This window comes from Rhodococcus sp. As11 (assembly GCF_048957735.1).
GTDB classification, from domain to species: Bacteria; Actinomycetota; Actinomycetes; order Mycobacteriales; family Mycobacteriaceae; genus Rhodococcus; species Rhodococcus gordoniae.
Genome location: NZ_JARDJE010000011.1, coordinates 73,607 through 85,067 on the forward strand (window position 1 = coordinate 73,607; position 11,461 = coordinate 85,067).

The 11,461-nt window shown below is 68.4% G+C and carries 12 protein-coding genes; 5 read left to right on the forward strand and 7 right to left on the reverse strand.

What is annotated here, in order from left to right:
* Position 1 precedes the first annotated feature (1 nt).
* The 4 genes from PV766_RS16115 (at position 2) to PV766_RS16130 (ending at position 4,046) form a co-directional block, all read left to right on the forward strand.
* On the forward strand, positions 2-1,336 hold the full coding sequence (locus tag PV766_RS16115; protein ID WP_129976317.1) for a sulfate adenylyltransferase subunit 1: 1,335 nt from the start codon (positions 2-4) through the stop codon (positions 1,334-1,336).
* On the forward strand, positions 1,333-2,076 hold the full coding sequence (locus PV766_RS16120; RefSeq protein ID WP_255161269.1) for a sirohydrochlorin chelatase: 744 nt from the start codon (positions 1,333-1,335) through the stop codon (positions 2,074-2,076). The genes PV766_RS16115 and PV766_RS16120 overlap by 4 nt, the downstream gene beginning before the upstream one ends.
* 103 nt (positions 2,077-2,179) lie before the next feature.
* Positions 2,180-3,070 (forward strand): polyphosphate kinase 2, encoded by an 891-nt coding sequence (gene ppk2, locus PV766_RS16125; RefSeq protein WP_016933378.1) that lies wholly within the window; start codon positions 2,180-2,182, stop codon positions 3,068-3,070.
* A gap of 97 nt (positions 3,071-3,167) precedes the next feature.
* Entirely contained in the window at positions 3,168-4,046 is an 879-nt protein-coding gene (locus tag PV766_RS16130) for a universal stress protein (RefSeq protein ID WP_421097391.1), read from the forward strand.
* 6 nt (positions 4,047-4,052) lie between these two features.
* Here PV766_RS16130 and PV766_RS16135 read toward each other — a convergent pair whose 3' ends face one another.
* The 6 genes from PV766_RS16135 to PV766_RS16160 form a co-directional block, all read right to left on the reverse strand.
* A complete protein-coding gene (locus PV766_RS16135) occupies positions 4,053-5,051 on the reverse strand; it encodes a sulfate/molybdate ABC transporter ATP-binding protein (protein ID WP_255161271.1) in 999 nt (332 codons plus the stop codon).
* Entirely contained in the window at positions 5,048-5,854 is an 807-nt protein-coding gene (cysW, locus tag PV766_RS16140) for a sulfate ABC transporter permease subunit CysW (protein ID WP_421097392.1), read from the reverse strand. Before cysW ends, PV766_RS16135 begins: the two co-directional genes overlap by 4 nt.
* Positions 5,851-6,648: a sulfate ABC transporter permease subunit CysT gene (gene cysT / locus PV766_RS16145; protein WP_421097410.1), complete on the reverse strand. Its 798-nt coding sequence runs from the start codon at positions 6,646-6,648 to the stop codon at positions 5,851-5,853. Before cysT ends, cysW begins: the two co-directional genes overlap by 4 nt.
* Positions 6,649-6,762: 114 nt before the next feature.
* Positions 6,763-7,791 (reverse strand): sulfate ABC transporter substrate-binding protein, encoded by a 1,029-nt coding sequence (locus PV766_RS16150; protein ID WP_421097393.1) that lies wholly within the window; start codon positions 7,789-7,791, stop codon positions 6,763-6,765.
* 151 nt (positions 7,792-7,942) lie between these two features.
* Complete coding sequence (locus PV766_RS16155) at positions 7,943-8,035, reverse strand: Ms4533A family Cys-rich leader peptide (RefSeq protein ID WP_421097394.1); 93 nt, start codon at positions 8,033-8,035, stop codon at positions 7,943-7,945.
* 172 nt (positions 8,036-8,207) lie between these two features.
* Positions 8,208-8,414 (reverse strand): hypothetical protein, encoded by a 207-nt coding sequence (locus tag PV766_RS16160; RefSeq protein ID WP_421097395.1) that lies wholly within the window; start codon positions 8,412-8,414, stop codon positions 8,208-8,210.
* A gap of 66 nt (positions 8,415-8,480) precedes the next feature.
* Here PV766_RS16160 and PV766_RS16165 point away from each other — a divergent pair, with 66 nt between their 5' ends.
* Positions 8,481-10,430, forward strand: a complete 1,950-nt coding sequence (locus tag PV766_RS16165) for a glycoside hydrolase family 15 protein (RefSeq protein WP_421097396.1) — start codon at positions 8,481-8,483, stop codon at positions 10,428-10,430.
* Between the two features lie 90 nt (positions 10,431-10,520).
* Here the strand turns inward: PV766_RS16165 and PV766_RS16170 are convergent, their stop codons facing one another.
* Positions 10,521-11,453, reverse strand: a complete 933-nt coding sequence (locus PV766_RS16170; RefSeq protein ID WP_421097397.1) for an NAD(P)H-dependent flavin oxidoreductase — start codon at positions 11,451-11,453, stop codon at positions 10,521-10,523.
* Positions 11,454-11,461 lie beyond the last annotated feature (8 nt).

Genomic DNA, 11,461 nt, shown 5'->3' on the forward strand with positions numbered 1-11,461 from the left:
CATGAGCGACCTCCACGAGCGGGCCGTGCAGAGCGACACGCAGCTGCTGCGCCTCGCCACCGCCGGTTCGGTCGACGACGGCAAGTCCACCCTGGTGGGCCGGCTGCTGTACGACACCAAGTCCGTGCTCGCCGACCAGATCGACGCCGTCACCCGCGCGTCGGTCGATCGCGGCCTCGACACCCCCGACCTGTCGTTGCTCGTCGACGGCCTGCGCGCCGAACGTGAGCAGGGCATCACCATCGACGTGGCGTATCGCTACTTCGCCACGCCGAAGCGCAGTTTCGTCCTGGCGGACACCCCCGGCCACGTCCAGTACACCCGCAACACCGTCTCGGGTGCGTCCACCGCGCAGCTCGTCGTCCTGCTGGTCGACGCGCGCAAGGGCGTCGTCTCGCAGACCCGCAAGCACGCCGCGGTGCTCGCCCTCCTCGGTGTGCCGAAGCTCGTCCTCGCGGTCAACAAGATCGACCTCGTCGAGGATCCGGCGGCGGTGTTCGCGCAGATCTCCGCAGAGTTCGGCGAGCTGACGAGTTCGCTCGGCTGGGCGGCCGAGGACGTGCAGGAGATCCCGGTCTCCGCGCTGCACGGCGACAATGTGGCGGTGCGCAGCGAGAACACCCCCTACTACGACGGCCCGACCCTCATCGAGTACCTCGAGTCCGTCCCCGTCGACGCGGATGTGCACGGCCGGCACGAGACCGGTCTGCGGTTCCCTGTGCAGTACGTGATCCGTCCCCGCACGGCGGAGTTCCCCGACTACCGCGGCTACGCGGGTCAGGTCGCAGCGGGTTCCGTGCGTCCCGGCGACGAGGTCGTCGTGCTGCCGTCCGGTGTCCGCACCACCGTCGAGCGCATCGACACTGCCGACGGCGCATTCGATGTCGCGCACGCCGGCCGGTCGGTGACGCTGGTGCTCGCCGACGACGTCGACGTCTCCCGCGGCGACATCATCGCCACGCCGCAGGCCGCACCGGAGCCGCTGTCCGAGTTCGAGGCCACCGTGTGCTGGCTCGCCGAGAAGCCGCTGCGCCCCGGCGCACGGCTGCTGCTCAAGCACGGCACCCGCACCACGCAGGCCATCGTCGGGACGATCGACGAGCGGTTCGACGAGCAGGACCTCTCCTCCGTCCCCAGCCCGGAGAGCATCGAGCTCAACGAGATCGCGCGCATCACGGTGCGTGTCGCCGAGCCGATCGCCGCGGACGACTACCGCGTCAACCGTCGCAGCGGCAGCTTCCTGCTCATCGATCCGGCCGGAGGCAACACCCTCGCCGCCGGTCTCGTGGGCGACGGACTCGCCGACATCGAACTCGGGGACCGCGTCCCGGCATGATGCCGCTCGTCGCCGTCGCGCACGGCAGTCGCGACCCGCGATCGTCGCGGGCCGTGGCTGCTGCGCTCGACACCGTCCGGGCCGAGAACCCCGGCCTGGACGTGCGGCTCGCCTTCCTGGACCTGAACACCCCGTCGGTCGGACAGGTCCTCGACGCGCTCGTCGCCGACGGACATCGGCAGGTCGTGGTGGTGCCCCTGCTCCTCGGTAGCGCCTTCCATGCGCGCGTCGACCTGCCGGCACTGCTGCGCGAAGCCCGGCAGCGCCACCCGCGGCTCGAGGTGCTGTGCTCGCCGATTCTCGGCGACGACGATCGTCTCGTCGACGCGGCTCGCGCTCTGATCACGGCGACGGGTGTGTCGGTGGACGATCCGTCCGTGGGAGTCGCGGTGTGCGCGGTGGGATCGCGACGCGCCGAAGCGAACCGGACGACGGAACTGGTCGTGCCCCGCATCCTCGCCGGCACGGCCTGGACGCGGGCCGCGGCGTGCTTCGCCACCACGGCTCCGTCGGTCGAGGCGACCCTCGACACCCTCACCTCTCGCGGCGCCCGCACCGTCGTGCTGACACCGTGGATCCTCGCCCCAGGGCTGCTGTGGGATCGCGCCCGCACCGCCGCCGAAAGTCTCGGGCACGTGCGGGTCGCGCAGACCCTCACCCGGCACGACGCCGTCGCGCGGGTGATCACCGAGCGGTACACCGAGACCCTGCGCCGGGGACACGGACTGCACGTGGCCTGAGTCGCCACCGACGCTCCGTTCGAGTTCACCCGCGATTCGCATTCCTCCGCTACAACGTAACCACAGGGCGTCACTCGATATCCGTGATCCGGGAGGACCTCGCGTGCAGAACGAACTCCGTCGCTACATCGATCGGCTCCGCACGGAGGGCTACTCGGTGCGCGACGACCACGGCGAGGACCCCGACCTGATCGACATCGAGGGCAAGGCCGTCGACACCTGGCGGGAGAACTATCCGTACGACACTCGGATGGATCGCGCCACCTACGAGGTCGAGAAGTATCTCCTGCAGATCGAACTGCTGAAGTTCCAGTCGTGGGCCAAGGACAACGGATCCAAGCACATCATCGTGTTCGAGGGCCGCGACGCCGCCGGCAAGGGCGGCACGATCAAACGGTTCCAGGAGTACATCAACGTCCGGCACGCCCGCACCGTCGCGCTCAACAAGCCGTCCGACCGCGAGCACGGTCAGTGGTACCTGCAGCGCTACATTCAGCACTTCCCCACCGCCGGTGAGCTCGTACTGTTCGACCGGTCCTGGTACAACCGCGCCGGGGTCGAACGCGTCATGGGCTTCTGCAGCGACGACGAATACGAGCGCTTCATGGAACAGGTCCCGATGTTCGAACAGCTCGTCGTGGACGCCGGCATCACTCTGACGAAGTTCTGGTTCTCCGTCACCCGGAGGGAACAGCGCACCCGCTTCGCCATCCGCCAGCTCGATCCGGTCCGGCGATGGAAGCTGTCGGAGATGGACCTCGAGTCGCTCGACAAGTGGGACCAGTACACCGACGCGAAGGAAGAGATGTTCCGGCGCACCGACACCGACTGGGCGCCGTGGACGACCATCAAATCCAACGACAAGAAGCGGGCCCGGATCAACGCGATGCGGTTCTTCCTCGACCAGTTCGAGTACGACGACAAGGACCGCCAGATCGTCTTCCCGGCCGACCCGATGATCGTCCGGCGCGGCAAGGATGCCGTCGGCGACTAGGGCCTCCGTATGCGGTGTTCCGCACCTGCCCGAACCGGCAGGGCTGGCGCACACGCTGTGATCCGTACCACACTGGACGGTGACGCGAGGAGGCACCATGGGCACAGCCAACGCCGCTCACGGCATCGTCGTCGGGATCGACGGATCGGACAGCGCGGTCGATGCCGCTCGCTGGGCCGCTTGCGTCGCCCGGCGTCTCGGCGAACCGGTCGAACTCGTCCATGTGCATCCCCACGCCTCCGGCGACGAAACCGAACCGTCGGATGCCGTCCTCACCGCCGCCGAAGCGGCGGCTCGCGCGGCGGTGGACCGGATCGAGCTCCACCGGTCCACGCCGTCCGGTAAACCCGACAAGGTGCTCACCGACCTCTCGGGATCGGCACGGATGGTCGTCCTCGGCCACACCACCACCAGCGAATGGCAGTCGATGGTCCGGCGCTCCGACGTCGTATCCGTCGCCAACCACGCCGAATGCCCGGTGGTGACGTGGCGCAGCCGGGAGGGGTTCCGGCCGCCCGACGGCCGTCCGGTCGTCGTCGGGGTGGACGGTACCGAGCTCAGTGCGGCCGCCGTGGAACAGGCCTTCGCGACCGCGTGTGCGCTCGAGGCGCCGCTCGTCGTGCTCCACACCTGGACCGAGCAGTCGACCCTGACCTACGGCGAGGGCTCACGATTCAGGGACTGGTCGGCGTACGTCGAGTACCGGAAGAAGGAGATGATCACGAACACGGCCGGATACACCGAACAGTATCCCGACGTCGACGTCTCCTACCGGGTGGAGCGGGGCAAGCCCGACATCGTGCTGCTCGAGGAGTCGAAGACCGCCCAGCTGGTCGTGGTGGGAAGCCACGGCCGAAGCCCTCTGGCCGCCTCGATCGTGGGCTCGAGCAGCCAAGGGCTGATCCACCACAGCTGCTGCCCGGTCATGATCTGCAGGGCCCGACGCCGCGCGGAAGCGGATGCCGAAGCCCACTGACCTCGTTCACGGCGCGAGGGTACCGAGAGGTTCGCCCTCCGACGCGGCCGGGGCGTGCGCGTAGACGGTGTCGCCCGCGGCAAGCCCGAGATCGTGGGCCTCGCCGCGGGTGATCTGCGTCGTGAACCGATCGCCGGTCGCATCGTTGCGCAGTTCGACACGCACCTCGAAGCCCAGCCGGACGACACGCTCGACGGTCGCCCGCGTGACACCGACAGCTCCACCGGACGCCTCGGAGAGAGTGGGCTGCCGAGTCAGCCGGATGTCGTGCGGGCGCACCAGCACACCGTTGAGCTCGGACACCGTCCCGAGAAACGACATGACGAAGCTGTTCGCCGGGCGATCATAGAGTTCCTCGGGTGTTCCGATCTGCTCGATACGTCCGGCGTTCATCACCGCGATACGGTCGGCGACGTCGAGCGCCTCCTCCTGGTCGTGCGTCACCAGCACAGTGGTGACGTGGACCTCGTCGTGCAGGCGACGCAGCCAGGTGCGCAGGTCGGCGCGGACCTTCGCGTCCAGCGCACCGAACGGCTCGTCGAGCAGCAGCACCTGCGGATCGACGGCGAGGGCCCGGGCGAGCGCCATGCGCTGGCGCTGGCCACCGGACAACTGTGCCGGATAGCGTCGCTGGAATCCGCCGAGCCCGACGATCTCGAGGAGTTCGTCGACCCGCCTGGTGATCTCGGCCTTGGGGCGTTTGCGGATCTTCAGTCCGAAGGCGACGTTCTCACGCACCGTCATGTGCTTGAACGCCGCGTAGTGCTGGAAGACGAAGCCGATGTCGCGCTTCTGCGGGGAGATGTCGGTGACGTCCTCACCGGCGATGTGGACGGTACCCGCGTCGAGGGTCTCGAGACCGGCGATCGAGCGCAGCAGGGTCGATTTCCCCGAACCCGACGGCCCGAGCAGCGCGGTGAGCGAGCCGGACGGGATGTCGATGCCGACGTCGTCGAGTGCGGCGAAGTCTCCGTAGTTCTTGCGCGCCCCGGTGACGGTGATCATTCGGTGCTCCTCTTCCGGTCGAGCAGGGTCATCAGCAGCAGCACGATCACCGCGATGGCCATGAGCAGGGTCGCGGCGCTGTAGGCGCCGAAGGTGTTGTGGTCGTCGATGTACCGGGCGTGGACGAGCAACGTCAGCGTCTGGGAGACGCCGGGGAATCCGGACGAGACCATGATGACGGCGCCGAACTCGCCGAGGGCTCGCGCAACGGTGAGGACGATGCCGTAGGTCAGGCCCCAGCGGATCGCCGGCAGCGTGATCCGCCAGAAAGTCTGCCACGTGTTCGCGCCGAGGGTCGCAGCTGCCTGCTCCTGCTCCTCCCCGATCTCACGCAACACCGGTTCGACCTCGCGCACCACGAAGGGCAGGGTCACGAAGATCGTCGCGAGCACCATGCCCGGCAGCCCGAAGATCACCTTGACACCGAGATCCTCGACGGCACCGAACCAGCCGTTGGCGCCCCACAGCATGATCAGCGCGACACCCACGACGATCGGTGAGACGGCGAAGGGCAGGTCGACGACGGCCTGCAGCAGTCCCCGCCCCGGGAATCGGCCGCGGACGAGCGCCAGCGCGACCACGATGCCGAAGATCACGTTCAGGGGAACGACGATCGCGACGATCAGCAGCGACAGGTTCAGCGCCGAGATCGCCGCCGGGGTGCTGATCGACTCGGCGAACGCCACGATGCCGTTCTCGAAGGTGCGGTAGAGGATCACCCCGATCGGGACGAGCAACAGCACGAACAGATAGGCGAGCGCGACGAAGCGCAGCGACAATCGGGACGCGAGGGACGGTTTCACCGGTCGTCCTCCTCTCGGCGCAATCCGCGGTTCGCGACCAGGCGCAGAACGAACAGCACGACGAATGCGAGCACCAACAGCACGACGGAGACCGCGGCGGCGTTGACCGACCGGTCGATCTCGATCTGCTGCTGGATGTACTGCGACGCGACCTGCGTCTTGTAGGGGATGTTGCCGCCGATGAGCACGATCGAGCCGTACTCACCGATGGCGCGGGCGAAGGCCAGCCCGGTGCCGCCGAGGATCGCCGGTGCGAGCACCGGCAGGACCACCGTGCGGAAGATCGTGACGTTGCCGGCGCCGAGCGAGGCGGCGGCCTCCTCGACCTCCCGGTCGGCTTCGATGAGCACCGGCTGCACGGAGCGCACCACGAACGGCAGCGTGACGAACGCCAGCGCCACCACCAGTCCCGGCTCGGTCGCGTTGAGCTGCACACCGATCGGGCTCTGCGGTCCGTACAGCGAGAGCAGCACGATGCTCGCGACGATCGTGGGCAGGGCGAAGGGCAGGTCGATGAGTGCGTTGACGAACTTCTTCCCCGGGAACTCGTCACGGACGAGCACCCACGCGATCACTGTGCCCATCACGGCGTTGATGGCCGCGACGACCAGCGAGACGACGACGGTGATCCGCAGGGTCGCGAGGGCGGCGGGCGCGGTGATCGCATCGACGAACGTTCCGAGTCCGTCCGAGACGGAGTGGAAGGCCAGGGCTGCGAGGGGAAGCAGGACGATCAGGCTCAACCACAGGGTGGCGATGCCGATACCGAGGGGCCCGACGGCGCCGGTGAACATCCGGCGTCGCGGCCGGGCGGGGGCCGCGGTGGACGGCCCGCGACGCGAACCCGCCGGAGCGGGAGACGAATCTCCCGACCCGGCGGTGTGTTCCGAAACGGTCACGCGCGTGCTCTACTTCGTGGCGTTGTCGTAGATCACCGCGATGGTACCGGTGCTGTCGGCGAACAGCTCCTCGTTCACGGTGTCCCAGCCGCCGAGGTCGGCGACCGTCCACAGCGTCTCCGGCTGCGGGAACTCGCCGGCGAACTCCTCGGCGACGGCCGGGTCGACGGGCCGGAAGCCGGCCTCGGCCCACAGACGCTGCGCCTCGGGGGTGTACAGGAAGTCGTTGAACGCCTGCGCGACCTCGACATCCTTCGCGTTCTTCAGCACCGCCGCAGGGTTCTCGATCTTGAAGGTGGCGGGCGGGGTGACGTGCTCGACGGGGTCGCCGTTGCGCTCGATGAACAGTGCCTCGTTCTCGTAGCTCAGCAGCACGTCGCCGGTGCCCTGCAGGAAGGTCTCGGTGGCCTCGCGACCGGACTTCGGCTGCACCTTCACGTGATCGGTGACCAACGCGGTGACGTAGTCGATGCCGGCCTGCGGGTCGGCGCCACCGTTGCTCTTCGCGGCGTACGGGGCGAGCAGATTCCACTTCGCCGAACCCGAACTGAACGGGTTGGGCGTGACGACCTCGACGTCCGGACGGAGCAGGTCGTCCCAGTCGCGGATGTTCTTCGGATTGCCCTCACGGACCACTATGGTGACGACCGATCCGAACGGAATTCCGTTGTAGGCGTTCTCCTTCCACCCCTCGTCGACCAGTCCGGCGTCGACGAGACGGGTGATGTCGGGCTCGACCGAGAAGTTCACGAAGTTGGCCTCGGCGCCGTCGCGCACCTTCCGGGACTGGTCTCCGGAGGCCCCGTAGGACTGCTGGAAGACGACGCCCTCCCCTTCCTCGGTCTCCTGGAAGGCGGGGATCAGCAGGTCGAACCCGACCTTCGGCACCGCGTAGGCGTAGAGATCGACCGTGCCGCCGGATCCGTCGGCCCCGCTCTCCGCTCCGACGGTGTCGCTCGAACCTCCGGAGCAGGCGGTCAGGGTGGTGATCGCGGTGACCGCCGCGAGCGTCGCGACGACGAGCCTGGAACGTTTCATGACGAGCCTCCTGAGGGGCTGTTTCGAGGGGAATGAAGGCGACCTGACCCGGACGAGGAGCTGCCGGGATCGGACAGGTCGGAATTCGCGAGGATGCGGAACCGGCAGGAACCGGGGAGACCCGGACACGGGGACCGCAGAGAAGAAGGGGTCAGCGACAACAGTCGATGTCGGCGACCGAAGGCATGCCCACAGCGATCAACGCCAGTTCATGGCGGATGTAGGGCACTGCGGTCGCGGACACGCGGGAGAGACTAGCAGAGGTGGAAGGTCGACCGGAATCGATGATTCGGACACCGCGGATCGAGCAGCGGAACCGGATCCGCGAGCGGAGTGCTCACATGGAGAGGAGCCATGCGACGACGACGATGATCAGCAGCGCGATCAGCGCCAGGGTCACGCGCGAACGCGGCATGTCAGCAATCCTCCGTCGTCGTGGCGGGCGAGTCCGTCTCTTCACGGCCGAGCAGTCGGAAGACGCCGGCCATCGCCCGATCGAGCAACCATGCGACCCCGAAGCAGGCCGGCACCAGCACCACCGATACCAGGGCCACCTGGGGGACGAAGGACAAGCCCGCGAGCCACAGCTCGAAGCCGTCCCACCACGATGCCACCCGATCCATTGGCTACACCCTAGTAGGTTCGGCAACCACCCTGCGATCCGCCCGGTCCACGGTGATCATGGAGGGATGGACCACCATCACCATTCCTCCTCACCGCCGGCAGGGGCACCCTTCCGGCGGAGTCCGTTCCCACCCATCGACGACTACGCATTCCTCTCGGACTGCGAGAGCACCTGCCTGATCGCGCGCGACGGCACGGTGGAGTGGATGTGTGTGCCCAGACCGGACTCCCCCAGCGTGTTCGGGTCGCTGCTGGACCGCAGCGCGGGACATTTCCGGTTGTCGCCGCACGACCGCACGGTTCCTGCCGCACGCCGGTACCTGCCGGGCGGCCTGGTCCTGGAGACGACCTGGCAGACCGACACGGGATGGATGATCGTGCGGGACGCGCTGGTCATGGCTCCCTGGTACGACATCGAGGAGCGCTCGACGACGCATCGCCGGACCCCGTCCGACTGGGAGGCCGAGCACATGCTGCTGCGGACGGTGCGTTGCGTGAACGGGACCGTGGACCTGTATGTCAGCTGCGAACCTGCCTTCGACTACCACCGCGGCCGGACCGAGTGGAGCTACACCGGCAAGGTCTACGAAGAGGCCACCGCGGTGTGCAGGAACGCACCGGACGAGCACCCGACGCTGCGCATGACCACGGATCTGCGCCTCGGGATCGAGAACCGCGAGGTCCGCGCGCGGCGTCGACTCCACAAGGGCGACACGGCATTCGTCGCACTGTCGTGGTCGGACTGCCCGATGCCGCACACCTTCGACGAGGCCATGGCCAAGATGGTCGCCACCCAGGACTACTGGCGGGAATGGATCACGACGGGCCGATTCCCGGATCACCCCTGGCGCACCTACCTGCAGCACAGCGCCCTCACACTCAAGGGACTGACCTACAGCCCGACCGGGGCGCTGCTCGCCGCGTCGACCACATCGCTGCCGGAAACTCCTGGCGGAGAGCGGAACTGGGACTACCGCTACGCGTGGGTGCGCGATTCGACCTTCGCGTTGTGGGGCCTGTACACACTCGGGTTCGACCGGGAGGCCGACGATTTCTTCTCGTTCATCCTCGACGTCTCGCGCGACGCGGACGGGATGCGGTATCCACTTCAGGTGATGTACGGGGTGGGTGGTGAGCGCGAACTACCCGAGTCGACCCTCGAGCATCTGAGCGGGTACGACGGCGCCACCCCGGTCCGGATCGGCAACGACGCCTATCACCAACAGCAGCACGACATCTGGGGCACGTTGCTCGATTCGGTGTATCTGCACGTGAAGTCCCGCGGACACTTTCCCCAGACGTTGCTGCACACGCTGCGCCGGCAGGTGGAAGAAGCAGCGGCCAACTGGCGCAAGCCCGACCGGGGCATCTGGGAGGTGCGGGGCGAACCCCAGCACTTCGTGTCCTCGAAGGTGATGTGCTGGGTGGCACTCGACCGCGGCGCGAAACTCGCCGAACTCCAGGGCCGGCCCGACTACGCCCGGAAGTGGGCAGCCGTCGCCGACGAGATCAAGGCCGACATCCTCGAGCACGGCGTCGACGAACGCGGGGTGTTCACCCAGCGCTACGGGCATCCCTCACTCGACGCCTCCGCGCTGCTGATCCCGTTGCTGCGGTTCCTGCCCGCGGACGATCCGCGGGTGCGGACCACGGTGCTGACGATCGCCGACGAACTCACCGAGGACGGACTCGTACTGCGCTATCGGGTCGAGACGACCGACGACGGACTCGCGGGCAAGGAGGGCTCGTTCACCATCTGCTCGTTCTGGCTGGTGTCGGCGCTGGTCGAGATCGGTGAGGTGGAGCGGGCTGCCGCACTGTGCCAACGTCTGCTCGACTTCGCGAGTCCGTTGAAGCTCTACGCCGAGGAGATCGACACCGACACGGGACGGCATCTGGGGAACTACCCGCAGGCCTTCACCCATCTGGCCCTCATCAATGCCGTCGTCCATGTCATCCGCGCCGAACGCGAGATCGGAGCAGGCAACTTCCGGCCGGCGCATCTCGGTCCGTGACTCGGTCTCCGGTGCCGGCGACCGCCCCGAGCTACGGCCGGATCACGTCGAGTTCGACTCGAGCGGGGACGTCCGCGCCGATGTCACCCCTCAGCGGAACCGGGACAGCAGCGATTCCGCCTGTTCGGCGATGTCCCGGATCACCTCGCCCGCGGGCCGCTCGGACCGCACCAGCCCGGCCGCCTCCCCCGCGTACACCACACCGATATCGGGATCGTCACCCGTGTACGCCTCCGCGAGGGTCTCCTCGTCGGCGCCCCGGCCGTGCCATTCGTCGGTGAACGCGTTGCGCAGGGCGCGCCCACCCCACCGCGCCGGCCACGGCTGGTGCCGGGCCTTGTCGAAGACATCGGTGTAGACGGTGTCGGCGCTGCCCGCCTCGACGAGCCGGCCGCGGGCGTAGTCCGGGCCGACGGTCTCGGGACTGGCGAGCAGGGCCGTACCCACCAGGGCGCCCTGCCCACCCGCCGCGAGCACCGCCGCCAGGCCGCGACCCGTGGCGATGCCACCTGCGGCGAGTACCGGCAGCGACGTCGACTCGAGCACCTCCTGCAGCAGCGGCAGGGTGCCGATCCTGCCGGTGTGCCCACCGGCCTCGTGGCCCTGCGCGATCACCGCGTCGACACCCGCCGCCTCGACCACCCGCAGATCGTCGATCGTGTTGATCTGCGAGAGCACCACGGCTCCTGCCTCGTGGACCCGCTCGATGTAGGGTGCGGGATCGCCGAACGAGAGCGTGACCAGCTGCGGCCGGTGGTCGAGCACCGCGGTGAGGAGGCTGTCGTCGTCGGCGAGCGCCCAGGTCATCAGGCCGAATCCGACAGGTCCGCCCCCGATCTCGCGGGCGGTGCGGACCTCCCCCGCGATCCACTCGGCGGTGTTGTACCGGGCGGCGCCGATGAGGCCGAGACCGCCGGCACGGGTCACCTCGCCGGCGAGCCGCCCGCCGGCACGTCCACCCATGGGCGCGCCCAGCAGGGGAACGGAGATTCCGAGTTCACGGGTGAGCCAGGTGTCGAGCATGCGAATCC